The organism is Streptomyces sp. NPDC060194 (assembly GCF_042728285.1).
Classification (GTDB): domain Bacteria; phylum Actinomycetota; class Actinomycetes; order Streptomycetales; family Streptomycetaceae; genus Streptomyces.
This window is the reverse complement of record NZ_JBHWZH010000044.1, coordinates 1-26121: the sequence shown is the minus strand read 5'-3', so window position 1 is coordinate 26121 and position 26121 is coordinate 1. Positions and strand designations below refer to the sequence as shown.

The 26121-nt window shown below is 73.7% G+C and carries 32 protein-coding genes; 24 read left to right on the top strand and 8 right to left on the bottom strand.

Features of this window, described 5'->3' with window-relative positions:
* Positions 1-4 precede the first annotated feature (4 nt).
* From ACFWEG_RS12680 to ACFWEG_RS12625, 12 genes are all read left to right on the top strand, one after another.
* On the top strand, positions 5-1267 hold the full coding sequence (locus tag ACFWEG_RS12680) for a CpaE family protein (RefSeq protein WP_387213034.1): 1263 nt from the start codon (positions 5-7) through the stop codon (positions 1265-1267).
* A gap of 283 nt (positions 1268-1550) precedes the next feature.
* The gene (locus ACFWEG_RS12675; RefSeq protein ID WP_387213031.1) at positions 1551-1874 is read left to right on the top strand and encodes a pilus assembly protein; all 324 of its coding nucleotides are present in this window, start codon (positions 1551-1553) and stop codon (positions 1872-1874) included.
* Positions 1871-2257, top strand: coding sequence for a TadE/TadG family type IV pilus assembly protein (locus ACFWEG_RS12670; protein ID WP_387213028.1), 387 nt, complete (start codon positions 1871-1873; stop codon positions 2255-2257). Before ACFWEG_RS12675 ends, ACFWEG_RS12670 begins: the two co-directional genes overlap by 4 nt.
* 49 nt (positions 2258-2306) lie before the next feature.
* Positions 2307-3659 carry a CpaF family protein gene (locus tag ACFWEG_RS12665; RefSeq protein ID WP_387213025.1) on the top strand — a complete coding sequence of 451 codons (1353 nt, stop codon included), beginning with the start codon at positions 2307-2309 and terminating at the stop codon, positions 3657-3659.
* Between the two features lie 410 nt (positions 3660-4069).
* Positions 4070-5002, top strand: coding sequence for a type II secretion system F family protein (locus tag ACFWEG_RS12660; protein ID WP_387213022.1), 933 nt, complete (start codon positions 4070-4072; stop codon positions 5000-5002).
* 366 nt (positions 5003-5368) lie between these two features.
* Positions 5369-6277, top strand: a complete 909-nt coding sequence (locus ACFWEG_RS12655) for a DUF5936 domain-containing protein (protein WP_387213019.1) — start codon at positions 5369-5371, stop codon at positions 6275-6277.
* A gap of 229 nt (positions 6278-6506) precedes the next feature.
* The gene (locus ACFWEG_RS12650) at positions 6507-7994 is read left to right on the top strand and encodes a sensor histidine kinase (RefSeq protein WP_387213016.1); all 1488 of its coding nucleotides are present in this window, start codon (positions 6507-6509) and stop codon (positions 7992-7994) included.
* Positions 7991-8788: a response regulator gene (locus ACFWEG_RS12645; protein ID WP_387213013.1), complete on the top strand. Its 798-nt coding sequence runs from the start codon at positions 7991-7993 to the stop codon at positions 8786-8788. Before ACFWEG_RS12650 ends, ACFWEG_RS12645 begins: the two co-directional genes overlap by 4 nt.
* A gap of 83 nt (positions 8789-8871) precedes the next feature.
* Positions 8872-9114 (top strand): hypothetical protein, encoded by a 243-nt coding sequence (locus ACFWEG_RS12640; RefSeq protein WP_387213097.1) that lies wholly within the window; start codon positions 8872-8874, stop codon positions 9112-9114.
* Positions 9111-9755, top strand: coding sequence for a pilus assembly protein TadG-related protein (locus ACFWEG_RS12635; protein ID WP_387213094.1), 645 nt, complete (start codon positions 9111-9113; stop codon positions 9753-9755). Before ACFWEG_RS12640 ends, ACFWEG_RS12635 begins: the two co-directional genes overlap by 4 nt.
* 27 nt (positions 9756-9782) lie before the next feature.
* A complete protein-coding gene (locus tag ACFWEG_RS12630) occupies positions 9783-10373 on the top strand; it encodes a hypothetical protein (protein ID WP_387213010.1) in 591 nt (196 codons plus the stop codon).
* On the top strand, positions 10373-11047 hold the full coding sequence (locus ACFWEG_RS12625) for an OmpA family protein (RefSeq protein WP_387213007.1): 675 nt from the start codon (positions 10373-10375) through the stop codon (positions 11045-11047). Before ACFWEG_RS12630 ends, ACFWEG_RS12625 begins: the two co-directional genes overlap by 1 nt.
* Positions 11048-11123: 76 nt before the next feature.
* On the opposite strand, the gene ACFWEG_RS12620 is transcribed toward ACFWEG_RS12625, so the two are convergent.
* Both ACFWEG_RS12620 and ACFWEG_RS12615 read right to left on the bottom strand, forming a co-directional pair.
* Positions 11124-11540: a DNA-binding protein gene (locus ACFWEG_RS12620; RefSeq protein WP_387213003.1), complete on the bottom strand. Its 417-nt coding sequence runs from the start codon at positions 11538-11540 to the stop codon at positions 11124-11126.
* Complete coding sequence (locus tag ACFWEG_RS12615; protein ID WP_387213000.1) at positions 11488-11907, bottom strand: hypothetical protein; 420 nt, start codon at positions 11905-11907, stop codon at positions 11488-11490. Before ACFWEG_RS12615 ends, ACFWEG_RS12620 begins: the two co-directional genes overlap by 53 nt.
* A gap of 179 nt (positions 11908-12086) precedes the next feature.
* On the opposite strand from ACFWEG_RS12615, the gene ACFWEG_RS12610 reads away from it, so the two are divergent.
* From ACFWEG_RS12610 to ACFWEG_RS12600, 3 genes are read left to right on the top strand one after another with little or no spacing between them, the layout of a single operon-like run.
* Positions 12087-12839, top strand: a complete 753-nt coding sequence (locus tag ACFWEG_RS12610; RefSeq protein WP_387212998.1) for a hypothetical protein — start codon at positions 12087-12089, stop codon at positions 12837-12839.
* Between the two features lie 59 nt (positions 12840-12898).
* Entirely contained in the window at positions 12899-13225 is a 327-nt protein-coding gene (locus tag ACFWEG_RS12605; protein ID WP_387212995.1) for a hypothetical protein, read from the top strand.
* Entirely contained in the window at positions 13222-13683 is a 462-nt protein-coding gene (locus ACFWEG_RS12600) for a hypothetical protein (RefSeq protein ID WP_387212992.1), read from the top strand. The genes ACFWEG_RS12605 and ACFWEG_RS12600 overlap by 4 nt, the downstream gene beginning before the upstream one ends.
* Positions 13684-13769: 86 nt before the next feature.
* On the opposite strand, the gene ACFWEG_RS12595 is transcribed toward ACFWEG_RS12600, so the two are convergent.
* Positions 13770-14957 (bottom strand): globin domain-containing protein, encoded by a 1188-nt coding sequence (locus tag ACFWEG_RS12595; protein WP_387212989.1) that lies wholly within the window; start codon positions 14955-14957, stop codon positions 13770-13772.
* 640 nt (positions 14958-15597) lie between these two features.
* A complete protein-coding gene (locus tag ACFWEG_RS12590) occupies positions 15598-15804 on the bottom strand; it encodes a hypothetical protein (RefSeq protein ID WP_387212986.1) in 207 nt (68 codons plus the stop codon).
* Positions 15805-16389: 585 nt separating this feature from the next.
* Between ACFWEG_RS12590 and ACFWEG_RS12585 the strand changes: the two genes are divergently transcribed.
* Positions 16390-16608, top strand: coding sequence for a hypothetical protein (locus tag ACFWEG_RS12585; RefSeq protein WP_387212983.1), 219 nt, complete (start codon positions 16390-16392; stop codon positions 16606-16608).
* A gap of 33 nt (positions 16609-16641) precedes the next feature.
* Here the strand turns inward: ACFWEG_RS12585 and ACFWEG_RS12580 are convergent, their stop codons facing one another.
* Both ACFWEG_RS12580 and ACFWEG_RS12575 read right to left on the bottom strand, forming a co-directional pair.
* Positions 16642-16833, bottom strand: a complete 192-nt coding sequence (locus tag ACFWEG_RS12580) for a hypothetical protein (protein ID WP_387212980.1) — start codon at positions 16831-16833, stop codon at positions 16642-16644.
* 11 nt (positions 16834-16844) lie between these two features.
* Positions 16845-17696, bottom strand: coding sequence for a helix-turn-helix domain-containing protein (locus ACFWEG_RS12575; RefSeq protein WP_387212977.1), 852 nt, complete (start codon positions 17694-17696; stop codon positions 16845-16847).
* Positions 17697-17988: 292 nt separating this feature from the next.
* On the opposite strand from ACFWEG_RS12575, the gene ACFWEG_RS12570 reads away from it, so the two are divergent.
* From ACFWEG_RS12570 to ACFWEG_RS12535, 8 genes are all read left to right on the top strand, one after another.
* Positions 17989-18447 (top strand): ATP-binding protein, encoded by a 459-nt coding sequence (locus ACFWEG_RS12570; RefSeq protein WP_387213091.1) that lies wholly within the window; start codon positions 17989-17991, stop codon positions 18445-18447.
* A 66-nt stretch (positions 18448-18513) separates the two neighbouring features.
* Positions 18514-19110, top strand: coding sequence for a hypothetical protein (locus ACFWEG_RS12565; RefSeq protein ID WP_387212974.1), 597 nt, complete (start codon positions 18514-18516; stop codon positions 19108-19110).
* 333 nt (positions 19111-19443) lie between these two features.
* Positions 19444-19950, top strand: a complete 507-nt coding sequence (locus tag ACFWEG_RS12560) for a hypothetical protein (RefSeq protein WP_387212971.1) — start codon at positions 19444-19446, stop codon at positions 19948-19950.
* Positions 19951-20007: 57 nt separating this feature from the next.
* The gene (locus tag ACFWEG_RS12555; RefSeq protein WP_387212968.1) at positions 20008-20649 is read left to right on the top strand and encodes a maleylpyruvate isomerase N-terminal domain-containing protein; all 642 of its coding nucleotides are present in this window, start codon (positions 20008-20010) and stop codon (positions 20647-20649) included.
* A gap of 341 nt (positions 20650-20990) precedes the next feature.
* Positions 20991-21821 (top strand): hypothetical protein, encoded by an 831-nt coding sequence (locus ACFWEG_RS12550; RefSeq protein ID WP_387212965.1) that lies wholly within the window; start codon positions 20991-20993, stop codon positions 21819-21821.
* Positions 21822-21886: 65 nt separating this feature from the next.
* Positions 21887-23266, top strand: a complete 1380-nt coding sequence (locus ACFWEG_RS12545; protein WP_387212962.1) for a hypothetical protein — start codon at positions 21887-21889, stop codon at positions 23264-23266.
* The gene (locus ACFWEG_RS12540) at positions 23263-23682 is read left to right on the top strand and encodes a hypothetical protein (protein ID WP_387212959.1); all 420 of its coding nucleotides are present in this window, start codon (positions 23263-23265) and stop codon (positions 23680-23682) included. The genes ACFWEG_RS12545 and ACFWEG_RS12540 overlap by 4 nt, the downstream gene beginning before the upstream one ends.
* A 67-nt stretch (positions 23683-23749) precedes the next feature.
* A complete protein-coding gene (locus tag ACFWEG_RS12535; protein ID WP_387212956.1) occupies positions 23750-24283 on the top strand; it encodes a hypothetical protein in 534 nt (177 codons plus the stop codon).
* On the opposite strand, the gene ACFWEG_RS12530 is transcribed toward ACFWEG_RS12535, so the two are convergent.
* Together ACFWEG_RS12530 and ACFWEG_RS12525 are read right to left on the bottom strand one after the other, a co-directional pair.
* Positions 24284-24664, bottom strand: a complete 381-nt coding sequence (locus ACFWEG_RS12530) for a DUF192 domain-containing protein (protein WP_387212953.1) — start codon at positions 24662-24664, stop codon at positions 24284-24286.
* Between the two features lie 32 nt (positions 24665-24696).
* A complete protein-coding gene (locus ACFWEG_RS12525) occupies positions 24697-25464 on the bottom strand; it encodes a prepilin peptidase (RefSeq protein WP_387212951.1) in 768 nt (255 codons plus the stop codon).
* Positions 25465-26121: the final 657 nt, after the last annotated feature.

Sequence of the window (26121 nt, the reverse complement as noted above, 5' to 3'; positions counted from 1 at the left end):
GCCGATGACCACGCGGATCCTCCCGGCGATCGCCGACCCCGACGTCGCCCGCTCGGTGACGACCCTGCTCCACCAGCTCCCGGACGCCGAGCCGCTGCCCCCGCTCCACGACTCCACCGCCCTCATCGACACCCTCGCCCGGCTGGCGGGGGAGTCCCTCGACGAACTGCCCGAGACCGTCCTCGTCCACGAACGCATCGGCCCCGTACCGGCGTTGGAGCTGATCCGGGAGGTCGCTCTGCGCTTCCCCGCGGTCGGCGTCATCCTCATCGCCTCCGACACCGCGCCCGGACTCTTCGCCGCCGCGATGGACTCCGGCGCGCGCGGGATCGTCGCCCTGCCCATCTCCTACGAGGAGTTGGCCAACCGCGTCCAGGCGTCCGCCGCGTGGTCCACGGGCGTGCGGCGCCACCTCGGGCACAGCCCGGAGATCCAGCACGGGCCCGGCGGGTCGGTGGTGACCGTCACCGGTGCGAAGGGCGGCGTCGGCACCACCTTCACCGCCGTCCAACTCGCGCTCGCCGCACGGGCGTCGGGCCGCACCGCCGCACTCGTCGACCTCGACCTGCAGGCCGGCGACGTCGCCTCCTACCTCGACGTCCGCTTCCGCCGCTCCATCGTCGACCTCGCCGGCATCCAGGACATCAGCCCCCGCGTGCTGCAGGACGCGCTCTTCCAGCACGAGAGCGGCGTCTCGCTGCTCCTCGCCCCGGCGGAGGGCGAGCGCGGCGAGGAGGTCACCGACCGGTCCGTCCGGCAGATCCTCAGCGCGCTGCGCACCCGCTACGAGGTCGTCCTCGTCGACTGCGGCACGCAGGTGACCAGCGCGAACGCCGCCGCGGTCGAGATGGCCGACCTGGCGCTGCTGGTCACCACGCCGGACGTCGTCGCCGTCCGCGCCGCCAAGCGCGTCGTCCGGCTGTGGGAGCGGCTCTCCGTCCGCAAGGCCGCCGACACGCTCTCCGTCGTCAACCGCCACAACAGGGCGACCGAGATCCAGCCCGCGCTCATCCAGCGCATCACCGGCACCAAGGTCGCCCCCGTCACCGTCCCCGCGGCGTTCAAGGAACTCGCCGCGGTCGTCGACGCGGGTCGGCTCCAGGACCTCGACGCGAAGTCCACCGTCAAACAGGCCCTCTGGGCTCTCGCCGGCGAACTCTCCCTCGTCCGCCCCCGCGACGCCCGCCACAGCGCCCGCCTCAAGGGCGACCGCGGCGCCCTCACCCTCCGCCGCCGAAAGGAGACCGATCCCGGTGCGGAATCCTGACCTTTACGGCCCCCTGCCGCCCGAGCACGCCCCACCTGCTGTGGGCAATCGTGCCGCAGGGCGAGTGGGGTCTCCCCTGCTCGAGCGAAGCCGAGAGCTTGGGGAAGGGTGGGCACAGCCCACAGTGCCGGGCGTCAAGCGACCGTTTGCGCCCACCGCGGTCTGCCTCCCGCGGCGCGGCCGCGTACCCGGCCGCAGGCCGGAGGGGGTCCGGGGCGGAGCCCCGGGTGGGGGCCCACCGCAGAGAACGCCCCGCGCCCGCGCCGGGCGCGACCGGGGGCAGGTGTCGATCGAGTTCGCCGTGATGGGCCCCGTCATCCTGCTCGTGCTCGCCATCCTGTGGCAGGCCGTCCTCGTCGGCTACACCTTCGTCCTCGCCGGGAACGCCGCTGACAAGGTCGCCCGCGTCTGCGCCGTCGACGGCGACTGGGACGCGGCCGGCCGCGAGGACCTCGGCTCCTGGGAGGGCGACCTGGGCTGTGCGCAGGGAGGCGGGCTCGCGAACGCCTCCGCGGCGGTGCGGGCGCCGCTGCTCTTCCCGGGCGGGCCCACCATCGACATCACCGTCGACGCGGAGTCCGCCGCGGCGCTGGAGCAGGCCCCGTGAGCGCGGGCACGCGGCGCGCGCCGCGCGACCGGGGGCAGGTGTCGCTGGAGTTCGTCGCGATGCTGCCGATCCTGCTGATCGTCGCGCTCGGCGCGGTGCAGCTGGGGGTGGCGGTGTACGCATCCCAGCAGGCGGGGTCCGCGGCGCGCGCGGCGGCGCGGGTGGCCTCCCTCGACCCGGAGGACGCGGACACGACCCCGCAGGCCGCGGCGGAGGCGGCGGTCAGCGACTTCCTCGGCGCGGTGGGGGTCGCGGGCGGCCCCGCAGGCGACCAGGCGACCGTCACCGTCACCCTCCAGGTCCCCGACCTCCTCCCCGGCATCGCCATCGGCACCACCTCCCGCACGGTCACCATGCCCGTCGACGACCCGGACGCGCCATGACGTCCCGCCCGCCGTCCCTCCCCCCGCACGACGGAAAGGCCACGCACCCATGAGCCTGCGATCCCGCATCCCCACCGACCCGCAGGCCCGCACCCCCCGCGCCAGCGACGAGGCGAACCACCTCGTCCACACCTACCGCACGAAACTCCTCGAGGAGATCGACCTCGCGGAGATGTCCGCGCTGACGACGACCGACCGCCGCGCCCGCCTCGAACGCGTGCTGGGGCACATCATCAGCCGCGAGGGCCCCGTCCTGAGCACGCACGAACGCGGCGTGCTCATCCGCCGCGTGGTGGACGAGTCCCTGGGCCTCGGCATCCTGGAACCGCTCCTGGAGGACGCCTCCATCAGCGAGATCATGGTGAACGGCCCCGACCAGGTGTTCGTCGAGCGCGCCGGCCGCCTGGAGCACCTCCCGCAGATGCGGTTCACCTCGACGGAACAGCTGATGCAGACGATCGAACGCATCGTCTCGACGGTCAACCGCCGCGTGGACGAGGCGAATCCGATGGTCGACGCGCGCCTGCCGTCGGGCGAGCGCGTGAACGTGATCATCCCGCCGCTGTCCCTGACCGGCCCGATCCTCACCATCCGCCGCTTCCCCCGCGCGTACACGCTGCAGGAGATGATCGGCCTCGGCACGCTCGACGACCAGATGCTGCTGCTGCTCGCGGGCCTGGTGCGGGCCAAGTTCAACCTGATCGTCTCCGGGGCGACCGGCACCGGCAAGACCACGCTCCTCAACGCGCTGTCCGCGCTGATCCCCGACGGCGAGCGGATCGTCACCATCGAGGACTCCGCGGAGCTGCGGCTCCAGCAGTCGCACGTCATCACGCTGGAGTCGCGGCCGTCGAACGTCGAGGGCAAGGGCCGGATCACCATCCGCGACCTCGTACGGAACTCGCTCCGGATGCGCCCCGACCGCATCATCGTCGGCGAGGTCCGCGGCGGGGAGACGCTCGACATGCTGCAGGCGATGTCGACCGGCCACGACGGGTCGCTCGCCACCGTCCACGCCAACAGTGCGGAGGACGCGCTGATGCGGCTCCAGACGCTGGGGTCGATGTCCGAGGTCGAGATCCCGTTCGTCGCGATCAAGGACCAGATCAACAGTGCGGTCGACGTCATCATCCAGCTGACCCGGTTCGCCGACGGCACCCGCCGCGTCACCGAGATCGCGGTCATCGACTCGCGCGGGCGCGAGGAGTACCGCATCGTGTCCGTCTGCCGGTTCCATCCGCGGCCCATGGCCGCGGACGGCCGGATCCACGGCCACTTCCAGTACTACCCGCTGCCCCGCCGCCTCGCCGAACGCCTCTACCTCCGCAACGAGCCCATCAGCCCCGCGTTCGGAGTCGGCCACTCCGAACTGGAGCTCGCCCAACGCACCACCCCCGGCTGATGCGCACCCCCACCTCGCGCCGGGGGCACCGCTTCAGTGCCCCACTCCGCTGTGGGCAATCGTGCCGCAGGGCGTGCGACGCCCCCCCGCTGTGGGCGGTCGTGCCGCAGTGCGTGCGACGCCCCACGCCGCTGTGGGCGGTCGTGCCGCAGGACGGACGACACCCCCACCCCGCTGTGGGCAATCGTGGCGCAGGGCGGCACGGGTGGGCACAGCCCACAGTGCCCAGCGCAGCGACGTTCGCGGTCCCAGAGTTCCGCCCGCCGCCGAAGGCGGCCTCCGCGGCTCCGCCGCGGGGTACCGGGCTCCGCCCGGTGGCCTCAGACGCCGGCCGGGCCGGACTTCGGGCCACCGCGCGCCCTCCCCGCAGGAACCCGCCCGCCCGCGCAGGGCGAGAAAGGAAGGACCCCGTGAACCTCGCCACCGCCGTCCTCGCCGGCACCCTCCTCGCCTGCACCCTCGGCGTCCTGGGCCTCCACGCCTACACCCGGGGCAAGGCCCAGCGCGAGGACCTCCTCGACCGCCTCACCAGCACCGGCCCGATCCCCACCCTGCGCCGGCACCGCTTCCGCCCCCTGGACCGCCGGCTGCGCAGGACCCGCCTCGGGCGCGGGATCGCGAACCGGATCGCGACGACGGGCCTGACGCTGACCCCCGCGGAGTACGTGGTGTACGTCGTCGCCGCGCTGGCGGCCCTCGCGCTGGTCGCCGCCTCCGTGTTCGCCCCCTTCTTCGGCCTCCTCGCGGCCCTGATCGGCATCTGGGGCGCGAAGGCGTTCCTGGACTGGCAGCGGACGAAGCGCACGGAGGCGTTCATCAACCAACTTCCCGAACTGACCCGGGTGCTGGCGAACGCCACCCAGGCCGGCCTCGCGCTGCGCACGGCCATCTCGATGGCCGCGGACGAGCTGGACGATCCGGCCCGGACGGAACTCCGCCGCGTCAGTGACCAGTTGGCGGTCGGCCACAGCCTGGACGACGCGCTGAACGAGCTGAACAACCGCCTGCCGTCGCGCGAACTGACCGTGCTCGTATCAACGTTGATCCTCTCCAACCGCGCCGGCGGCACGATCGTCACCTCGCTCCGCAACCTCACCGACACCCTGGAGGAACGCAAGGAGACCCGCCGCGAGGTCACCACCCTGCTCTCGCAGGTGAAGGTGACCGCCGTCGCCGTCCCCGTCCTCGGCCTCGGCTTCCTGATCCTCGTCAACAGCATGCGCGACGGCGCGCTCGACGACATGACGGGCTCGACGCTCGGCCGCATCGCCGTCGTCGTCGCCGTCAGCCTCTACGCGCTCGGCTTCTTCTTCATCAACCGCCTGACCCGCGTCCGCATCTGACCACCGTCCTCCGCCCGTCGACCGCCCCCCCCACAGCCCACCGTCCGCCGCCCGTCAACCACCCCGCACCCCGCTGTCCCCGCCCGCAGCCCGCACCGCTGTCCACCGCCCGCTACCCGTCAACCGCCGCCCCCGAAGCCCGCCATCCGCCGCCCGCCCCCGCGACCCGCCGTCCGTCGCCCGTCAACCGCCCCGCACCCCGCCGTCCGTCGCCCGTCAACCGCCCCGCACCCCGCCGTCCGCCGCCCGCCGCCCGTCAACCGCCGCACCCGCAGCCCGCCGCCCACCCCGCAGCCCGCCGTCCTCCGCCCGTCAACCGCCCCGCAGCCCTCCGCTCGCCCCCGACCTGGAGCCCCCACCGTGTCCATGTCCGTCTCCACGCCCTACCTCGGCCTCCTCCTCCCGCTGCTCGCGGGCCTCGCGGTGTACGGGGTGCTGTACGGCATCCGCCTCTACCGCGCCGACGCCCGGCTCCCCGCCGACCTCGTCCTCGCCCTGGAGGTCGGCTCCACCCGCACCACCGCGACCGGCTCCGCCATCGACCGCATCGGCATGCGCTACGCCCCCGCCGTCCTGCGCATGATGGGCCCCGTCCGCGTCAACAAGGTCCGCCGCAAGCTCGACATGGCGGGCAACCCCTACGGCCTCACCGTCGACCGCTACGCCGCCCGCCGCGCCTTCTACGGCGGCCTCGGCGGCCTCGCCGCGCTCGCCATGCTCCTCAACGGGCAGCTCCTGATCGCCGCCCTCGTCATCGCCTACGGCCTGCTCTGGACCGACGTGATCATCTGGTCCGCGATCAGCCGCCGCAAGGACGACATCGACCGCACCCTCCCCGACTTCCTCGACGTCCTCGCCGTCGTCGTCTCCGCCGGCCTCGGCTTCCGCCAGGCCCTCGAACGCGTCGCGGAGAAGTACGAGGGCCCCTGGTCCGACGAACTCCGCATCACCCTGCGCCAGATGGACATGGGCGTCAGCCGCCGCGACGCCTTCGACCAGCTCCGCCGCCGCAACCGCTCCGACCAGGTCTCCATGTTCGTCTCCGCGCTCCAACAAGGCGAGGAACTCGGCGCCCCCATCGTCGACACCCTCATCCAGATCGCCACCGACATGCGCCGCACCGACGCCCAGAACGCCCGCCGCAAGGCCTCCAAGGCCGTCCCCAAAGCGACCCTCATCGTCACCAGCTTCATGCTCCCCGCCACGCTCATCCTCATCGGCGTCGGCTTCTACTACGCGGCGGAGGTGAACTTCACCGACCTCTTCGGCTCGTAGCCCGCAGCAGCGCCTCGCTGTTCCGCCCGTGGGCAATCGTCCCGCAGGGCGGGACGGGTGGGCACGGGACCCCGGCGCCGGGCAACCGCTCCCCACCCGCCCGCACCCCAGTCGGTCCCTACAGCCCGGCCGGCGCCTGAGGCCGCGCGGCCGCAGGCCGTGTACCCGCGGCGCACGCCGCGAAGCCGCCCCCGTCGGGGGCCCGACGACCAGAGAGGAGCCCCACGCAGTGGACATCCAACTCCAGGCGAACGCCCTGAGCGCCGCGTGCCGCCTCCTCTTCGGCTTCCGCCTCTCCATGACCACCCTCGCCACCCCCTTCGCCCTCACCGCCACCCGCGACCGCCCCACCGCCTGGCTCACCGGCGCCGCCGTCCTCGTCACGGTGATGGTCAGCTACGCCCTCCTGCGCGACTGGGACCGCTTCGGCCCCGTCCTCCTCCGCCACCCCGCCCTCCTCGGCATGGACATGCTGTTCGGCGCCCTCCTCCTCTTCGCCGCCTCCCCGAACTCCACCCTCGCCTACGTCTCCATCTGCACCCCCCTCCTCGCCGGCCTCGTCTACGGCCCCCGCGGCGCCGCCTTCTACGCCGTCCTGCAGATCCTCCTCATCGCCGCCGCCTACGCCGCCCACTCCAGCGGCCCCGACTCCACCCCCCTCCTCGTCGCCGGCCTCTGCGCCATCGCCGCCGCCGCCGGCACCTCCCTCCGCCGCCTCCTCCTCCGCCTCACCACCGCCTCCCAGGCCCTCAACGAGGCCCACGCCCGCCTCGCCGTCGCCGACGAACGCGCCCGCATGGCCCGCGAGATGCACGACTCCGTCGCCAAGACCCTCCACGGCCTCGCCCTCGCCGCGGACGCCCTCGCCCACACCGCGACGCGCTCCGACCCCACCCTCCGCACCACCGCCGACCTCGTCGCCTCCTCCGCCCGCCAGGCCGCGGCCGAGTCCCGCCTGCTGCTGGACGACCTCCGCACCCCCGCACCCCCCTCCGACCTCCCGACCGCCCTCCGCGCGGCGGCGACGACGTTCACGGCGCGCACGGGGTTGCCGGTGCGGGTGGACGTGGTGACGTGCGAGGGGGGCTGCGGCGGTTGCTCATCGCCCCGTCCGGGCGCGGTGCAGCCGCAGTCCTCTCATCCGGCGGCTGAGGCAGAAGAACTCCAGCCCGGCGAGGGGGTACCCCCTGCTCGAGCGAAGCCGAGACCTTGGGGGAAGTTGAGGCCGCCGGGCGAAGCCCGGTATCCGCGGCGGAGCCGCGAGCAGGGGGGTTTGCGGGGCGGCACGCCCCCCCGCCGCCCGGAGGGACTTGGGGAAGGGGCGGGTGGGGGCGCAACAACCGGCCGAAGGCCGGAACGCCGCGCCCCGGGGGCCGACCCCTTCACCGCGCCCCCCACCACCGCGCACCGCACCCCGGCCGGGGACGACCTCACCACCACCCTCCTCGCGATCGCGAACGAGGCCTGGGACAACACCCACCGCCACGCCGGCGCGACGGCGATCACCGTCACCGTCGCCGTAAGGCCGGACCACCTCCACGTCACGTTCCGCGACAACGGAAGGGGCCTCCCGGCCGACGCCCTCCGCAGGAGAGGCCACTACGGCCTCCTCGGCATCACCGAACGCGCCGCCCGACTGAACGCCACCCTCGACATCCGCCCACCCGGAGCCGAGATCCGCCTCACCGTCCCCATGGAGGACCCATGCCCGGCATGACCAGGACCCGCCCCCTGTCGACGCTGATCGCCGACGACAACCCCGTCGTCCGCGCCGGCCTCACCGCCCTGCTGACCGGCCGCGACGACCTCACCGTCGTCGCGCAGGCCACCAACGGCCGCGAGGCGCACGCCGCGGCGATCCGCACCCGCCCTGACGTGATCCTCCTCGACGTCAACATGCCCGACGGCGACGGCATAGCCGCCCTCCCGCACCTCACCCCCCTCGCCCCCGTCCTGATGCTGACCTACAGCCGCGAGACCGAGACCATCCGCGAGGCCCTCCGCCGGGGGGCCCGCGGCTACCTCGTCCACGGCGAGTTCACCGCGGACGAACTCGTCACCGCGGTCCGCGCCGTCCACGACGGCCGCGCGCACCTCACGCCCACCGCGGCGGACGCCCTCCTCACCCTCGTTCGCGATCCGTCTGCATCTGCACAGCACTGCGGCGCAAACTGCACTTGCGCGCCGACAACACCTGGCCTAAGAAGCGATGTTGAGCGGTCGCACGCTCATTTCGATTCGGTCACCATCCCTTCGCTTTCGCAAGGGGCTGTGAGACAGTCGTCTCCTGGAACCGGTGGGTTGAGCCGACGGGAGGTGGAGATCATGGACCTGATCGTCTCCGGCCTGGCCAACCACCAGATCGCCGCGGCGTGCTTCATCAGCGAGAAGACGGTCAAGAACCACATCAACCGCATCTTCACCAAGCTCGACGCGGGGTCCCGCGCGGAGGCGATCGCGCGATGGCTCGGCACGGACCGCGGCCGTGTGCGGGGTGGTCACCTTGCGTAGGCGGCCCCAACTCCGCGTATGGGCCCGCAGTTGGGCCCCTGGGCCCATGCGCCCCCTCCGCGCTCGGCCCTACCTTCCCCTCCATGACGATGAAGAGTGCGGGACAGCGGGCCGCGACCTCGGCCAAGGTCTACGTCGGCCACTGGGCGAACACGCGGGTGGACGCGCTGAGGAAGCGTCGGGACGCGGGACAGGGAGCGATCGAGTACGTCGGCATCACCATCCTGGTGGTGATCATCGTGCTGGCGCTGATCAACACCGACGTGGGCGCCGATATCGCCAATGCCTTCACCGATCGGATTCAGGAAGTCCTCGACGCTGGATAGTTCACCGAGTCCGCTGTGATTCAGGGCAGGCCGCTCCGCTGTACATCACTGCGGTGGCTGGCCTGCTCTTTCTTGGGCTGGTCTTTTTCGCCTTTGGGAAAGCTGATCTGAATCGGAACGGAACGCAGTCGGCGGCGGATGCTGCCGCGCTCGCTGGCGCACAAGATTCCAGGGATCAGTTTGAAGATGAGCTGCTGCTCAACATTCTCGATCCAGAGTACCTGGAGGACATCTTCAACGGTGTCGTGCCCGCCGTGGATGACGGCTGCGGAGCGGCAGCGGCATTCGCGGCCGTGAACGATGCGGCCCTCGGGCCATGTGGGGGCGCGGGCGGGGGGCGTTGGGGCACGACGGTAGTGGTCGACGCCTTGCAGCCAGTGGGTGCCAGCGTTATTCCTGGCACGGAAGGTATGGCTGCGAAGGCGACTGCCACGGCCGTCGTCGAACCACGGTGCACCTTCGAGAAGGCCGATGAGCCGACGGAGGGGGACCCAGGAGGGGAGCCGCCTCCGGATGGCGAGGAGGTGCCTTCGCCGGGCAGCCTCCTCTGTGAGGGTGAGGAAGTGCCCATCGATCCCGAGAACCTTGATCTTCTGCCTGACATGGCCGATCTGTTCGCTGTCCGCCTTGACGAAGCCTGACCCTCGACCGAACGCAAAGGAACCGCAGTGAAGACCACGAGGACTCCCAGGGCCATCCGGCGGGTGAGCGCAACCTCCCTGCTGGTGGCGAGTCTGACCTTCTCCTTGGCCGCCTGCGGCGGTGAGGATGATCCGGCGCAACCGCAGCAGTCCGCGACTGCGACGCGCGACGCTGACGAGAAGCCTGCAGACGATGGGAAGACGTACCCGAACACCAGCCAGACCATCGCCAGGCTCAAAGGCGAGGGCGGCATAGAGATGATCGTGTATGAGGCCAAGCGTGACAACGGCGGCTTTCTCACGGTGTCCGGAGAATTCAAGAATACTTCCGGGAAGCGCTACACCACCCCTGTCCAGTGGTCCGGGGAGGAGCGCGAAGTGGTCAACCAAGGTCGCTCAGTCGCGGGAATGACGCTGGTTGATTCCGTTGGAAAGAAACGCTACTACGTGCTGCGTGACACGGATAATCGGCCTCTGACGACGACAAGTTTCAAGCCGTCAATTCAGGCCGGCGAATCCCTCCCCTTCTTCGCCCAGTTCCCCGCCCCACCCGAAGGCACCGCCTCCGTCGACCTCCAGTTCCCCGGCTTCCCCAACGCCCCCATCGAGCTCTCCTGATGCGCACCCCCCACGCGAGAGGGAACTCGCGACCACCGACCCGCGCCCAGAACGCCCGCGCTCGCGCGACGACGACCGCCATCGCGACAACCCTCGCGTTCACCGCATGGACCCTCGCCGCACCGCAGGCCACCGCGGACGACGGGGACTCCCCGTACCCGTCGCCCACCGCCTCCGCCCCCGTCGAGGTCGACCCGGACGCCCCGGGCCTGAAGCTCGCGGACGGCGCGACGCTCGCGCCGTCGAAGGTGCTGGACATCAAGACGGTCGTCGAGGACCTCGGCGGCGAGGAGCGCCGCGAGGACACGAACGAGGACATCCTGTTCTCGCTCCAGTCGGAGGTCCTGTTCGGCAAGGACAGCGCGAAGCTCAGCGCGCAGGCGAAGGCCCGCATCGGCCTGATCGCCGACGAGATCGAGAAGCAGCAGAACTCCCCGACCGTCCGCGTCTTCGGCTTCACCGACGACCTCGGCTCGTCCGCCCACGGCGACGTGCTCTCCAAGCAGCGCGCCGAGGCCGTCCAAGGCGTCCTGCAGGGGGAGTTGACCGACTCCGGCATCACCTACGAGGTCCGCGGCTACGGCGAGGACTACCCCATCGCCGACAACAGCACCGAGGAGGGCCGCAAGAAGAACCGCCGCGTCGAGATCTCCTTCGCCCGCACCGAGTCCTGACCCGCACCCCCCGAACGGCTCGCGCCCCCTCGGCGCGAGCCGTTCCCGCGCGCCCGGCCGCCTGTACCTCCCGCGGTCAGACCTTCGCGAGCTCCACACTCCGGTCGCAGAGGCGCTGTATGTCGTCGATGTCCGACGTCATGATGATCCGCGCACCGGCGAAGCTCAGCGCCGTCGCCGCGACCACGGAGTCGATCGCGTACTTGTGGCCGTGCAGTCCGGCGTCCTTGAGTAACTGCATCGCTTTCCAACCGATCGCCTCGCTGACCGGAACCACCTCGAGTCGTGATGTCGTCCAGCGGAAGCGTTCCATCCGGACACCGGAGTGGTACGCCTCGAGCAGCGTCAGGATGCTCACGCCGATCACCATGTCCGCCTGCTGGGCGGCCCTGATGTACGCGGTGACCGCAGCGTCCGCACGGACGGCCTTGGCCAGCCCTTCACTGTCGAGGAGGAGGATCCCGCTGTTCAGCCTGCTTTGCGCTCGTGCCACGCTTCCGATTCCCCCCTTGGTCGTGCGCGACGCCCGCATCTTCGTCGGGCTCGTCAATGGTGAGGTCCTCGCGGCTGACGGGTTCCGGTCGGTCATCGCCCGCCGCCCGCGCCATGGCCGCTCGGATCGAGGCGGCCGCCTGATCGTGCATCTCCTGGGTGATCGGAGCGGCCTCCGCCTCGTTCCGCGCCAGCAGTTCGTCGATCAGGTCACGCTGTATCTGCCGTTCCACCGCCGCGCTGATGTAGGCGGAGAACCCCCGCGCACCCACACGCGCCTTCACCGCTGCGATGCGGTCGGCGGGCATGGACACGCTGACCTTCTGCGAGCGGGTGTCACCTGACTCGTACTGTGCTGCAGCGTCCATACACCGAAAGTAGCAGTGCGAGTAGCAATGTCGCGTGCTCGCAGGTCAACCCCCTGATGCGTCCCCGCTCAGCCGCCGCCCCGCCACCGTCGGCTTCCCCGGGCCAGCCCCGTCGGGGCGGACGGCCCGATTGCGAGGGCGCGCCCGATGCGCCCGACGCGGCGGGCGACGCTGCGGTGGTGCAGGTGGAGCTCGGCCGCGGCGCGGCGGACGGTTCTGTGCGCGCAGTACGCGGCGGGCTCGTCCGCGGCGAGGCGGGCGACCGCCCGGACGTCGGCGTCGGCGCGCAGGGCGTCGCGCGGGACCTCCGCGAGGAGCGAGAGCGCGCCGAGGGTGCGGACCTCGCCCGTGAGCGGCCAGGCGCCCCGCCTATGCTGACCGGCATGTTGCTGATCGACGGCGGCCCCGCCCCCGCCGACACGGTCGGGATGCGCACGGGCGGGGTGCCGCTCGTGCCGGACGGGTTCGTGTGGCCGGTGTGCGCGGAGTGCGGCGGAAACCAGCAGTTCCTGGTGCACCTGCCGCTGGATTCGTGCGTCGTCGCGGTGTTCTTCTGTCAGAACGACCCGGGGATGTGCGACGACTGGGACCCGGCGTCGGGCGCGAACCGGGCGTACGTCTTCGACGGCCTGCTCGCGCCCGCCGCCGTCCCCGCCGACGGGGAGACGCAGCTCGGCGCGGTGACCGCCCTGCACCCGCACCCGGACGGCGAACCCGCTCCCGCCACCGTCCTCGGCCGCCTCGCCGGCGACCCCGACTGGATCCAGAACGACGAGACCCCCGCCTGCCCCGCCTGCACCGAGCCGATGACCTTCACCGCGCAGCTCGAGGAGGGCGCGGACCACGCCACCGCGGCGAACTTCGGCAGCGGCCGCGCCTACGTCTTCCGGTGCCATCCGTGCGCCGAGGCCGCCTTCCTCTGGCAGTGCTGACCCGCCCGCGGCCGCGAAAGTGCTGGTCACGGCGGCCGTCGATCCGGCACCATGCCCGCATGCGACCGATACCGCCCGGCCTGCCGCCGGCCGACTCCCGCAAGTGGCACGGCCGACGGATGTGGGACGAGCTCGGCTACCTCCGCGTGCGCTCGCTGGCGAACCCGCAGTGGCGGCGGGACGTCCCGTGGCTGATCCACTGGTTCCGGCGCGAGCGCGAGATCGCGCCGCCGCAGGACCGGGCGCTGTACGACGCCGCGGTGGCCGCCGCCCGCGCGTACGAGCACGCGCCGGACGACGCCGCCTGGGACCGCGTGCTCGCGCCCGTCGACGCGATCCTCGCCCGCCGCCAGGTCCGCCACCTCGCCGCGGTGCGTGACCGGTGAGGCGCGCCGCCGTGTGCGCCGCCGTGCTCGCCGCGGGGGCGCTCGGGTGGGCGCTGTGGCCCCCGGACCCGACCCCGTACGAGGTGTACGCCGCACCCGCCGTCCGGGTAGACGTCCGCCCCGCGTCCACCGCGTACGCGGACGAGGCCGAGACGGCCGAGGAGCTGGCGCCGCTCGTCGAGGCGTACGTCCAGCGGCTGGCGCGCGGGGACGCCGCCGACCTCGCCGAGCTGGGCGATCCGCGCTACCGCGGGCAGGAGGCCGAGGCCCGGAAGTGGATCGCCGCGTACGGCGAACCCGCCGCGGGCGGGATCACGGCCGAGGTCTCCTCCGACGTCCCCTATCTCGCCGGCATCCACCTCACCTTCCCCGACGGCACGTCCCAGCAGGTCAGCGCGTTCCGCACGGACGGCGTCTGGGGCCTCGCGATGGGCGAGGCGGTAGGAGAGGGGTACTGACGGGATCCGTCGCGGACGCGCGGTCGGCGCCCCGTCGCCCTCGCGGCGAGGGGGCGCCCCGGCCCGCTGTCAGGGCCCCCACGGGGTCAGGCCGCGCGGCCCAGCCAGACGTCGGGGCCGAAGAACTCGTAGTGGACGTCCGCGGCCGGGACGCCCGCGGCGATCAGGTCGCCGCGGACCGCGCGGAGGAAGGGGAGCGGGCCGGAGAGGTACGCGGTGGCGCCGGCCGGCAGGTCGAGCGCGGAGACGTCCGTGTGGCCCGCCCGCGCACCGGAGTCGCCCGGCTCCTCGTACCAGAGGTGCAGGCTGCCGCCGGGCAACCGGTCTACGAGCGAACGGAGTTCATCGGCGTGCGCGTGCGCCGCCGGCGTCCGGTCGGCGTGCACGACGACGACCGTGCGGTCCGAGCCGGTCGCCGCGAGGTGGTCCAGCATCGCCAGCAGCGGTGTGCCGCCGATCCCCGCCGACGCGAGCAGCAGCGGCCCGTCGCCCGCGGGCAGGACCAACGAGCCGAAGGGTGCGGACACTTCGAGCACGTCCCCGGCCGCCGCGTGCGCGTGCAGGTGGTGGGAGACCTCGCCGGCCGGGTCCCCCACCGCCCTCTTGACGGTGATCCGCCACTCGGGCCGGCCCGGCGCGGACGACAGGCTGTACTGGCGTATCTGTCGTGCCCCGTCCGGCAGTTGGACGCGCACGCTCACGTACTGCCCCGGCCGGGACGCCGGCAGCGGCGCCCCGTCCGCGGCGGTGAGCGTCAGCGACACGGCGTCCGGCGTCTCCTCCCGCCGCGCGGCGACCCGCACGCTCCGCCACACGTCCCCGCTCTCGACCCCCGCCTCCGCGTAGAGCCGCGCCTCCAGCGCGATCAGCGCGTTCGCCATCAGCCAGTACACCTCGTCCCACGCCTGCGCGACCTCCGGCGTGACGGCGTCGCCGAGCACCTCGACGATCGCCGCGAACAGGTGCTCGTGCACGACCTTGTACTGCTCGGCGGTCACCCCCAGCGACGCGTGCTTGTTCGCGATCCGCGCGAGCATCACGTCCGGGCGGGTGTCGGGGTGCTCCAGGAGCGCGACGGCGAACGTCGCCACCGACGCCGCGAGCGCCTTCGGCTGGTCGCCGGTCGCCTGGTTGCCCCGGTTGAACACGTCCCGTAGCAGCACCGGGTGCGCCTCGAAGAGCCGCGCGTAGAACCGCTCGGTGATTTCCCCGATCGCACCCCCCACGGCGGGCAGCGTGGCACGGACGACGGGTACGGCCTGCTCGGACAGCATCGGAACTCGCAATCTGACGTCGGTGATCGGCGTACGTGATGCGGTGCGGGGGGTGCACGGGGTCGGGCGTACGGGCGCGGCCTCCGTCACCGCGCGGGCGCGTGCGGACTCGCGCCGACCCGACCCTGGTACGGGCGGGCCACGGCGCGTCGCGTCGCGCCGGTACGCGCACGACGGGAGCCTCCCCGGCGCGATCGCGCGGGTACGGAGCGGCCCGGGGTACGGCCGCGGGCAGGCTATCGGGGCGGGGGCGCCACGCGAAAGGCCGCCCGAACCTCGAACGGGCGTTTCCGCGCACGGTGCGGGCAGTCGCCGGCCCCGCCGCGACCCCCCACCCCGCCGACCGCCGCCGGTGCGCCCACCCGGCTGCCGGCCGAACGACCACGCCGGGTGAACGCCATGCCGACGACGTACGCGGTCTCCACGGCGCGGCTACGCCGCCTCCCGCCGCCTCCGGTGCGCCCACCCGGCTGCCGGCCGAACGACCACGCCGGCCGAACGCCACGCCGACGACGTACGCGGTCTCCACGGCGCGGCTACGCCGCCTCCCGCCGGCTCCGGTGCGCCCACCCGGCTGCCGGCCGAACGACCACGCTGGCCGAACGCCACGCCGACGACGTACGCGGTCTCCACGGCGCGGCTACGCCGCCTCCCGCCGCCTCCGGTGCGCCCGCCCGGCCGCGAGGCCGACCATCAGACTGGGAACCAGGACGAGCAGCTCGGGGATGCTGTGCGTCCGCCCGTCGGCAAGAGCCGCGAGCAGCGCCGACAGGGCGACGGTGCAGGCGGCGGTCACGACGACGACCAGGGCGAGCCCCTGCCACCAGTCGCGGGTCGTGTAGGTCATGTGCGCAGTATGACCGCGCTCGGTCCTGAGCGGGCATCGAGGACGTCCCGGCGAGGGCTCCCCGGGGCGCCGCCCCCTGCCGAGCCGCCCCGACCGCTCGGCAGGGCGCCCGGGATGCGGCCCCCGGTCGCGCGCGGCGGCAGCGCGGGGGCCGCGGGCAGGGCGGGGGCGACGGCACGACCACGGACGGGCCCCGTAGAAGGGCCTGTGCCACGAACAGCGCGCCGCCGCATGAGCCTCCCCGGGGCGATATCCATCGGCGCCCCGCCCTTGCCCGGCCAGGGAAGCCCGGTGGCGGACCGCGGCCGACGCGGCGGCGATCGTCGCCTGCGCGGTGGTGGTCGCGATGGCGGTCTCGGACCGAGACGGCGGGACGCGACCGGCGGAACGGGCGGCGAGCGTGTCCACCGCGTTCGGGACGCCCGAGGGCCTCACCTCGCCGGACGTGGGCGGCGAGGACACCTCGGCGCTGACGCAGGAGGGTACGACGGCGACTGCACGCACCCGGAGTCGGTCCGCCTGGCCGCGCAGGTCTGGACACGGGTCCGGGAGGCTCGGCCCGGCGACACCGTCTGTGTTTCCGTCGTGCGCGACCCGGCCTTCAGGGCCCACGACGACGCCCTCGACGTGATCGCCCGCGTCGACGCGGAGGCGCGGTCTGCGAGGACGTCCGCGCGCCGGGGTGGGGCGTGTGCCGTACTGTGCGACCTCGCGACGTACGACTACGCCTCCCTGACCGCGGAGCAGGTCGGCTCCCTCCTGCACGCGTCGGTGTCGCCGACATCGCGGCCGCGGAGACCCTGAACGAGCTGGCCGTGCACGGTTGACTTCCCGCGCCTACAGCAGGTGGTCGGCCTTGCCGGCCTTGATGTCGCGGATCATCTGCGCCAGGGCGTCGCGGGTGTCGGTGAGGTAGTCGTCCTCGCGGCCGTCGAGGGCGATGTAGGCGTTTCCCTCGGCGTCGGTGCCGAGCCGGAAGCAACTGTTGCCGTCGCCGCAGAACGGTTCTTCCCACGTGATGTCAGGCATGAGCGGGCTCCTCAGATCTGGCGTGAGATGGCGTGGATGAAGTCGCGTGACCTCTCGGAGGACAGCGCCAGCTCCTCCATCAGGTCCAGATGAGCACGGTACTTCGCCAACTGGGTCTCGGCGTAGACGAATTCCGGGCCGTGCGTAGTGTCGACCTGCACGGTGTCCAGTTCCGGCACGGGGCCCTCGGCATAGACGAACGTCAGCCCCGCCCCGGGAATGCCGCCCGCGGTGAAGGGGATGGCGAGGAGCGTGACGTTGTCGCGCTCGGACTGCTCGACGAGGTGCTCAAGCTGCGCGCGCGCCACAGCGGCGCCGCCGAACTGCATACGCAGCGCCGCCTCGTGCACGATCGCGACGAGATCGGGCGGATCGGGCCGATCCAGAATCTCCTGCCGCGCGACGCGGTGAGCGAGACGACGGGCCACGTCCGCGGGCTGCAGGGCAGGGGTCACCATGCGGAAGACGGCGAGAGCGTGCTCAGGGGTCTGGAGCAAGCCGGGAACGTGAATGGTGAAGGCCGCACGGAGGCGAGCGCTGTGCGCCTCCAACTCCGCGATATCCAGCAGCCCATGAGGCAGTTTGCCGCGATCGCCCTCCCACCATCCGGCTCGCCCGGGCGCTGCCATCTCGGCCAGTGCGTCCACGTACGCCGCGTGGTCGCAGCCGCACGCCTCCGCCAGCGTGTGTACGCGCTCCGGGCTGATGGGCCGCAACCCGTTCTCGATGTTGGACAACCGGCCGCGATCGATCGCGAGCAGTCGCGCCGCGTGCTCCGCCGTGACGCCGGCCGCCGTGCGCATCCTCCGCAGCTCGGCACCCAGCCGCATCTGCCGTTCGGTGGGGGCCGTACGCACTGCCATGCCGATCCTTCCGGAGTCCCGTTGCGGCCAGTCTGCCGGTTCGGCGCACACCCGTCCGCATCGGGTCGGGCAGGCCCCTTTCCGCAAGGAGATAATTTTTGCCTCCACGTGCGCTACATTTAGTAACGCGTCCGCTACTCACGGAAGTTGAAGCGCATCGCGCGAGCCTGCCCGCACGCTCTCTCCCTGGAGAGGGGCCGGGCCCGCGCCCAGGGAGACAGGCCACTGCTGCCGTACGGGCCGCCGACGCGTACCCTCACCGCGCCTCCACAGGGAGCCCGCCTTGTTCGTCGTGCACGCGCCGCCCACCGGGTCGGCGCACCCTCCGCATCCCGACACCCTCATGTGCAGCCTCACGCTGCCGGGCGAACCCCATGTCGGGGCGATCGCCCGCGCCGCGGTGCGTTCCGCCCTGCACGCGCACGGGTTGGACGACCTCGCCTCCGCCGCCGTTCAGGTGACCGCCGAACTCGTCTCGGCCGCTTGCCTGTTGGCCCCGGGGGAGGCCGTCTACCTCTCCCTCCGCTACCGCGACTCCACCCTCCGCCTCACCTCGTACGACCACGCCCCCCGCCCCACCCACCCCCGCCTCGCCGCGGCCTGCGACACCCGCCGCGACCGCGCCCTCCACCTCCTCGCCACCCTCGTCACCGCCTGCGCCGGGACCTGGGGCCACGCCCCCGCCCGACCCCCGACCCCCGGCACCCGCACCTGGGCCCACCTCCCCCACGTGACGACCGCCGGCTGGTGAGTGGCGACCGCGGGGCGGCGGCGGGACGATGGAGGGGACGGGGGGTTCCCTCGAGAGGCCGGCGTGATGAGTACAGAGCCGCCGCATGTCCCACCCCAGGGCGCACACGGACAGCAGCCCCCGCCACCGGGCGGTACGACCCCGCAGTGGGGCGCGCCCCCACCGGGCGGAGGCCCGTACCAGGCCCCGCCCCCACCGGGCGGCGGCGGCCCCTACCAGGGCCCACCGCCCGGCGGTTACCACCCCGGCCAGCCGCCGCCGGAGAAGAAGAAGCGGAAGAAGTGGCCCTGGGTCCTCCTGGCCTGCATCCTCCTCTTCATCGGCGGGTGCGCGGCGGTCACCGGACTCTTCGTGAACTCCGTCTCCGACGAGATCAACAAGGACGTCACCGTCACGTACAAGGTCACGGGCGACGCGCGCGACGTCACGATCGACTACACGGTCTGGGAGGACGACAACATGTCGTCCAGCACCGAACGCGACGCGAAGCTCCCGTGGACCAAGACGCAGACGACCGACAACGTCTTCGAGGGCGGCAGCCTCACCGTCTCCACCGGAGCCTCCGGCGGCACCGTCACCTGCACCGCCACCGTCAAGGGCGAGGACCCCAAGACCGCCACCGCCTCCGGCCCGTACGCGACCGCCTCCTGCGACGGCTTCTGAGGACCCCCTGCGCGCACCCTTTTTCCGCAACCCACGTCCGCCCCTTGTACGGCGCCTTCTCAGGTGACTGCCATGGGCGGACGTGGGTGGGCAAGCCCGCCGCGCAGCGGCGGGGGTTCGCCGCGGAGCGGCGCACTGGCTCTCCGGCGGGGCGGGTTGACGTCCGCTCGTCACCGCCGCCCACCCCCGCCTACGTCAGCGGAACGATGCGGAGCGGGTTCGTCGGACCGCCGGGCGCGGGGCTTCCTACCGTGGGGGAGTACGGGCTCCGCGGGGTGCGGAGTCCCGTGGCGAGGGGCGCGCGGCGCGGCCCTCTCGGCGAGGGGGGCCGCCATGCGCGTCTCGACATCCCGATTCCTGGCCGGCGCGTCACTCGCCATCGCACTCCTGTGCACCGGCGCCTGCGACAGCGGATCCGGCGGCTACGGCAGCTCGGGCGGCAGCTCCGTCGGCGGGACCGGCGGCACCGGCGGAACGACCGGCACCAGCGGCGGGTCCACCGGCACCAGCGGGACCAGCGGTGCCCCGTCCGGGGACGACCGTCCCCCCGCCCAGGGCTCCGTCCCGTCGAACGTCGTCGGCGTCTGGTGCGGCGGCCGGAACGACGACCCGAACGGCCACTGGACGTACGCGTTCGCACCCGACGCCACCTTCGCCGCGCAGAACCGCGCGGGCGGCCTCTCGGGCTACGTGGTCACCACGGGCCAGGTCATGACGTTCCATCTGAACGGCGGCACCGCCCCCGTCCGCTCCACCTGGTCCGTCGGCTACAACGCCGCGCTCGGCTCCAACGTGCTCTCCCTGGACGGCTTCACGTACCTGCCGGGCAGCTGCGGCTGACGACCGTGCGGTGAGACGCCCGTTCCGTATGCTGAACGCCGCTGCCATGATCACCGTATGACCGACGACATCCGCACGACCTACCTGGAGGCCGCCGACGCGGCCGTGCACCTGCTGGCGACGGAGCAGGTCGCGGCCCGCTGGGACACGGCGTCCGTCCTCGACGGCATGACGGTCGGCGGCCTCGCCGGCCACCTCGCCCGCAGCGTGCTGCAGGTCGAGTGGTTCCTCGACGGCGAGGTGGGGCACGGCGAGACCGTCCCGGCGGGCCGGTACTACGGCCGCCTCGCCGGCACCACCCGGCCCGACTCCGACCTGAACGTCGGCGTCCGCGCCCGCGGCGAGGAGACCGCGGCGGCCGGCCCGTCGGTCGTGGCCCGCGACGCGCGCGACGCCCACGCCCGCCTCGTCACGCGACTCCCCGCCGAGCCGGCCGACCGCCGCGTGGCCATCGCGCACCGCCCCGGCGAGGAGATGCTCCTCGACGAGTACCTGAAGACCCGCTGCGTCGAACTCGCCGTCCACCTCGAAGACCTCGCCCTCAGCGCCGACCTCCCGCCCCGCGTCCCCACCCCCTGCCTCGCCGTCGCCGTCACCACCCTCTTCTCCGCCGCCCGCGACCGCCACGGCGACCAGGCCGTCCTCCACGCCCTCGCCCGCCGCGAACGCGACGACAGGGAGGCGCTGCGCGTGCTGTAGCCCGCGACGAAGGGGGGCCCGCGCGGCCATAATCCAGGGATGCGTCACCCGGCTCCCGGCCCCGCGACGGCCGCCCCGGGCCCCGTACCGCAACGGAGGCACCTGTGGAACTCGCCCTCTCCATCGCCGCGGCCCTGATCGCCGTGAACGTGCTCGGCTTCCTCTTCGCCCGCGTGTTCATCGCCGTCCAGCGCCGCCGCTCCCGCTGACCCGACCGCTCCGGATGGGCGTTCCCCGTCAGCGAGTTGGGCCCTGGGGCCCATGTGGGCGGTGGGGTGCGGGCCGTACCCTCGGCCGGCCCGCGCCGTTCCGTGCGGCGGCCGTAGGGACCGGGGAGACACATGCAGCGCCATCAGGGTCGGATCGCGGCGGCGTGCGCCGTGGTGGCGGCGGTCGCGACGGGGTGCGGCGGGGGAGAGGGCGACGGTGCCGCAGACGGGCGGGCCACGGCCACGGCCACGGCTACGGCGTCGGCTTCGGCTTCGGCGCGGGCCCAGCCGTCGGGGTCGGTCGCCGCCCCCGCCGCGCCGACCCCCTCCGCATCCGCCCCCGCCGCGCCGTCCCCCTCCGCATCCGCCCCCACCGGCCGCCCCCTCACCCGCGCCCAGCTCGACGCCGCAGCGCTCGCCACCGGTGACGTCGACGGATGGACCGTCGCCCCGCCGGACCCCGACCTCGCCGACGGCGCGGGCGAGGAGCGGGCCGACGAACCGGCGTGCGAACCCCTCGCCGCGCTGCTCAGCGGCGTCCCCACGCCGAAGCCCCGCACCCTCGTCTACCGGCAGCTCGCCCCGGCCGGCGACAACGCGGGCGGCGAGGTCGTCACCGTCTACCTGGCCGCGTACGCGCCGGACGCGGCGGCGACGGTGCTCGGGCGGATCGACAAGGCGCTGGGGGAGTGCGCGAAGGGCTTCACCACCACCGCACCCGCCGGCCCGTCCGCGTACACCGCCGCCGAGCGGCTCCCCGCACCCCGCGCCGGTGACCAGGCGATCGCCCTGCGCCTCACCGGCGACCTGGAGGGCGACGCGTACCCGATGGTCTTCGAGGTCGTCCGCAACGGCACGACGGTCGCCGTCCTCTACGGCATGAACCTCACCGAACCGGCGAGGTCCGCCGTCCCCGAGGGCGCGTCGGCCGCCCAGGCGGAGAAGCTGCGGCGGGCGGGCTGAGCCGGCGCGCCTGTGGGCCCTCGGGCCCAAGACGCCCTGGCCGCACGGCCGTTAGCGTCCCGCGCATGCCGCGTCCCTCACGAGAGGCCGCCCGAGCCTCCGCCCCGCACACGCCCCGCCGCCCCCGGACCGGGGCCCGGCTGCTCGGCCTGCGCAGGCGGACCCGGGGGGACCGCGGGCAGGGGGCGGTCGAGTACGTCGGGATCACGCTGGTGGTCGCGGCGATCGTCGGCGGACTGCTGCTGACCGGGATCGGCGCCCCGATGGCGGACAGGTTCGCCACGGCCGTGTGCCAGGTCCTCGGCATCGACGGCTGCGGCGCGGGCGGCGAACCCGCGGCCGCGCGGGGCAACGGGGACGCGCACCAGGGCGACGGCGCGAGCGGCGGCACCGGCGGCCCGGGCGCGACCGACCCTGAGGCCGCCGACCCCCCGACCGGCCCCGACGCGACCGCCCGCGACACCCCCGACCCCGACCGCGCCGCCTACGAAGCCGCACAACGCGAACTCGCCGCCGCCCAGGCCGCCTACGCCTCCGACAACGAGAAGGCCCGCGAGGCCGCCCTCGCCCTCGCCAAGCTCCTCGCCGACGAACTCGGCATCACCGACGCCGTCGCGTGCATCACCGAGGGCGACACCTCGGCCTGCACCGAGACGCTCATCAACGTCCTCTCCAGCCTCATCGGCGGCGCGGTCGGCAAGCTCGCCGCGAAGTACGGCGCCCCGTGGAAGTGGAAGCAGGCCGCCGCCCTGGTCGCCGAGCTCAGGAAGCACGGCGGCGAGCTCTACGACGGCCTCACCGGCCTGGTGAAGAACCGCAAGCGGGTCGCCGACGCGGAACGCGCGCTGGACAGGGCCGGCGAGCGCTACGACCCGAACGCCCCCGTCAAGCCCCGCCGCCCGGACGACGACCTGTCCGTCGCCTGTCCCGCCCCCATGACCGGCGGCCGCGTCCGCCTCGGCGGCGGGACCCGGCCCCCGGCCGTCCTCGGCGAACGCCCGCCCACTTGCAAGGAGTTCCCCTCCGCCCCCAACGTCACCGGACCGGCCGCCGGCAAGACCCTCAAGACCCCGCACCCCCGCCACACCGTCGCCGGCGCGAAGCACGGCCAGGTCAAACCGAAGAACAGCGTCATCCTCAAGGGCCGCGAGGCCGAGATCGACTCCGACGTCAAGGCGATCGCGGAGGGCAGGGCGACGTTCAACACGAAGACGAGCCGGTACGAGATCAACGGCCGCTCCTACGGCGTCGAGGACACCGGCCGGGTCTACCCCGACTCCGGCCCCGGCATCGTCAACCTCGACCGCAACGAGTACGCCGCGCTCAAGGAGATCGCCAAGGCGGGCGGCGACACGTCCGTCCCCGCGATCACCAAGAACCCGCGCTTCTCCGACCCTAAGGTCGTCGAGAAGGCGAAACAGGTCTACGACGGGACGTACAAGTGATCTACGACCTGCTGCTCGCGGCTCCCGGAGCGGCCCCGGAGGCCCTGCGCGCCGCGCTCGCCGTGGCGACCGGCGCGGCGGAGGCGGACGTGGACCTCGCGGACGTCGACGCGGACCCCTCGGGCGACCACCGCGACTGGGACGCCCCCGTCCTGTGCGGCTACAGCCGGCTGCGCGGCGACCTCGCGCTGTCCCTGGACGTCTTCGTCCGCGACGACGCCGTTCCGGCCGTCCCCGCCGAGCCCGAGCTCGCCCGCCGCCTCGCCGCGGCGACGGGGGCGGCGGCGCTGTACACCGGCCCGGACGACGCCCCCTCCTCGTACTGGCGCGCGTCCCCGGACGGCACCACCGCGCACGTCCACGTGGACCCCTCGGACGACGACCCGCCGCGCTACACGGTCACCCCCGCGCCGTGAACGCTGTCCACCGGAGCCCGCAGCGGGGATGCTGGGTGGCGACGAGTGCACGGAGGGAACGAGAGCCATGACGAACGACGGTTACGGCGACCACCCGGCGTACGGGACACCGCAGCAGCCGGTCGGGCAGTACGGCCCGCCGCCCGCCCCCACCCCGCCGCGGCATCCCGCGGCCCCGGGCCCGCCCGCCTACCCGCCCCCCGGCTACGGCGGACCCGGCGGCTACGACCCGGCCTACATCGCGGGACCGCGCCGGATGCCCGCCACACTGAGCGCCGCGCGCGTCCTCGCCTACGTCGCGTTCGGCGTGGCGGTGCTGGACCTCACGGCGGGGATCGCCTTCCTGGACGTGGACGCCCGGGAGGCGGGAGCCCGCTTCGCCGGGGTGATCCTGCCGCTCGTCGCGTTCGTCCTCGCCCTGCGGGCCAGGCGCGCACGGCGGACGACGCGGGTGTGGTGGATCGTCGTCGAGTCGCTGATGCTGCTCAGCGGAATCGACGGAGGGCTGTTCCTCTCCCTGCTCGCCGTCCCGGCGATCGTCCTGCTGTCCGTCACGTCGACGGGGGACTACTTCCGCACTCCGCGTGAGCAACGCGCCTGATCAGGCGGTGACGTACAGCCGCACCCCCGGCCGCACGCCCCACCCCGCCATCGTCCCCGCCGCCGACTCCAGGACGTGGCGCGCCCGCAGCCGGGGCGCGCCCAGCCGGCCCGGCGGCAGGGTGTGGACGGCGAGCACCGTCAACTCCCGGTCCAGGTAGGCCACATCGATGGCGAACCGCATCCGGAACGTGTGCACGGACGCGGCCGGGGTGAGCAGGATCGCGCCCTCGACGCCGTCCCGGCCGAGGAGCCCGCGGGTCCGCGCCCGGAAGGACGCGGCGATCTCCAGCGGGACGACGAGCGGGATGTCCGCGGGTGCGCCCTCCGCCCGCCCTGGAACCGTCAACTCGCCCTGTCCGTCCCGCCATTGCCGTCCCATGGCGGCCATCCTGCCCGCGCGCGGGCGGCAGGTCACGCCCCGGCGGCCCCGAGGAGCAGCGCCGCGTAGGCGCCGGCGAGCATGAAGGGGCCCATCGGGATCGACTCCTTGCGCCCGGCCCGCCGCACCACCATCAGCCCGACGCCGTACACCGCCCCGAGCAGCAGGCCGAGGAACGCGCCGGCGAGGAGCACGTCCCAGCCGTACCAGCCGAGCGCCGCGCCGATCGCCACGGCGAGCTTGGCGTCGCCGAACCCCATGCCGTCCGGGTTGACCAGCACGAGCAGCAGGTAGAACCCGCCGAGCGCGACCGCGCCGAGCAGGGCGCCCGGCCAGGTCCCCGCGCCCGGCCCCGCCGCGAGCCGCACCGCCCCGAGCAGGGCGAGCACCGCGCCGGCCAGCGGCAGCGTCAGCATGTCGGGGAGCCTGCGCACGGCGACGTCGACCAGGCCGAGCAGCAGCCCGACGGGTACGGCGACGAGCCACACGGCCAGCTCGGCGTGCGGGCCGGTGGCCGCGGCAACTCCCGAACACAGCAACGCGGTTGCGGCGGCCACGGGAGCGGTGGGCGGGCCGTACCGCCCCGGCGGGGCGCATTCCCCGCACCGGGCCGGGCCCGTCCACCGTCCGACGGGGTGGCCGTCCGGGCACCTGTCCCGCCACCCGTCCTCCGGCTCGACGGACAGCCGGTACGCGGCCCGGGGGAGCAGTACGCCGACGAGTCCGCCGTACGCGGCGGCCGCGAGGATCCAGAGCACGCCGCCGAGGCTAGCGGCGAACACCTCGCCCGTACGCCGCATGCGCGTCCGGCTCCACCGCCACCTCGCGCTCGACCCCGCCCCACCGCCAAGCCGTCGTCCGGCAGGACGGGGTGACGGCCCGCCCACCCGCAGGCGAGGGCGCGCTCGGCGAGGACGCGGCGGGCGAGTCGGTGGGGGTGGTTGCGCCAGGCCCTGCCGCGTGCGGCGACGGGCGGAGGCCGCGGGTCGGCTGAGCGTGGGGCGGCGTCACGGAGGCCTGCGGACGTGTGGGGACGTGTGGTGACGCACCTCACCTGTTCAGTGGCCTAAAGCTGACGTAAATTCAGCCTGTGCGGCGTTCGTTCGCCTGAGCAAATCCGGTGTGCGCGCCGGCATCGCGCTGCGGAGGGGACCGAGCGATGCGGGTGCGCCTCCCCGGCGCGGCTCCGCCACCCGCGGCTCCGCCGCGGCGTACCGGGCTCCGCCCGGCGGCCTCAAACGCCGGCCGGGCTGAAACGGGGGGCTTGCTGTGGGCAATCGTGCCGCAGGGCGGCACGGGTGGGCACAGCCCCACGTGCCCAGCGCAAGCGACCGCACCCCGCACCACCGTCGGCCCCCCCCCCGCCCCGCAGGGGCGTTCGCGGCTCCGCCGCGGGTGCACGGGCTCCACCCGCGCGGCCTCAAACCGGTGGCTTATACACAACAGACGCGGCCGAC

What these genes read in the sequence shown, in the direction of transcription:
- ACFWEG_RS12565 (WP_387212974.1), top strand. Translation starts at nt 18,514, where the DNA reads ATGAGTACAGAGCCGCCGCATGTCCCACCCCAGGGCGCACACGGACAG.
- ACFWEG_RS12640 (WP_387213097.1), top strand. Translation starts at nt 8,872, where the DNA reads ATGACGATGAAGAGTGCGGGACAGCGGGCCGCGACCTCGGCCAAGGTC.
- ACFWEG_RS12550 (WP_387212965.1), top strand. Translation starts at nt 20,991, where the DNA reads ATGCAGCGCCATCAGGGTCGGATCGCGGCGGCGTGCGCCGTGGTGGCG.
- ACFWEG_RS12580 (WP_387212980.1), bottom strand. Translation starts at nt 16,833, where the DNA reads ATGCCTGACATCACGTGGGAAGAACCGTTCTGCGGCGACGGCAACAGT.
- ACFWEG_RS12555 (WP_387212968.1), top strand. Translation starts at nt 20,008, where the DNA reads ATGACCGACGACATCCGCACGACCTACCTGGAGGCCGCCGACGCGGCC.
- ACFWEG_RS12625 (WP_387213007.1), top strand. Translation starts at nt 10,373, where the DNA reads ATGCGCACCCCCCACGCGAGAGGGAACTCGCGACCACCGACCCGCGCC.
- ACFWEG_RS12530 (WP_387212953.1), bottom strand. Translation starts at nt 24,664, where the DNA reads ATGGGACGGCAATGGCGGGACGGACAGGGCGAGTTGACGGTTCCAGGG.
- ACFWEG_RS12525 (WP_387212951.1), bottom strand. Translation starts at nt 25,464, where the DNA reads ATGCGGCGTACGGGCGAGGTGTTCGCCGCTAGCCTCGGCGGCGTGCTC.
- ACFWEG_RS12605 (WP_387212995.1), top strand. Translation starts at nt 12,899, where the DNA reads ATGCGACCGATACCGCCCGGCCTGCCGCCGGCCGACTCCCGCAAGTGG.
- ACFWEG_RS12590 (WP_387212986.1), bottom strand. Translation starts at nt 15,804, where the DNA reads ATGACCTACACGACCCGCGACTGGTGGCAGGGGCTCGCCCTGGTCGTC.
- ACFWEG_RS12665 (WP_387213025.1), top strand. Translation starts at nt 2,307, where the DNA reads ATGAGCCTGCGATCCCGCATCCCCACCGACCCGCAGGCCCGCACCCCC.
- ACFWEG_RS12545 (WP_387212962.1), top strand. Translation starts at nt 21,887, where the DNA reads ATGCCGCGTCCCTCACGAGAGGCCGCCCGAGCCTCCGCCCCGCACACG.
- ACFWEG_RS12645 (WP_387213013.1), top strand. Translation starts at nt 7,991, where the DNA reads ATGACCAGGACCCGCCCCCTGTCGACGCTGATCGCCGACGACAACCCC.
- ACFWEG_RS12535 (WP_387212956.1), top strand. Translation starts at nt 23,750, where the DNA reads ATGACGAACGACGGTTACGGCGACCACCCGGCGTACGGGACACCGCAG.
- ACFWEG_RS12655 (WP_387213019.1), top strand. Translation starts at nt 5,369, where the DNA reads ATGTCCGTCTCCACGCCCTACCTCGGCCTCCTCCTCCCGCTGCTCGCG.
- ACFWEG_RS12615 (WP_387213000.1), bottom strand. Translation starts at nt 11,907, where the DNA reads ATGGACGCTGCAGCACAGTACGAGTCAGGTGACACCCGCTCGCAGAAG.
- ACFWEG_RS12575 (WP_387212977.1), bottom strand. Translation starts at nt 17,696, where the DNA reads ATGGCAGTGCGTACGGCCCCCACCGAACGGCAGATGCGGCTGGGTGCC.
- ACFWEG_RS12595 (WP_387212989.1), bottom strand. Translation starts at nt 14,957, where the DNA reads ATGCTGTCCGAGCAGGCCGTACCCGTCGTCCGTGCCACGCTGCCCGCC.
- ACFWEG_RS12680 (WP_387213034.1), top strand. Translation starts at nt 5, where the DNA reads ATGACCACGCGGATCCTCCCGGCGATCGCCGACCCCGACGTCGCCCGC.
- ACFWEG_RS12560 (WP_387212971.1), top strand. Translation starts at nt 19,444, where the DNA reads ATGCGCGTCTCGACATCCCGATTCCTGGCCGGCGCGTCACTCGCCATC.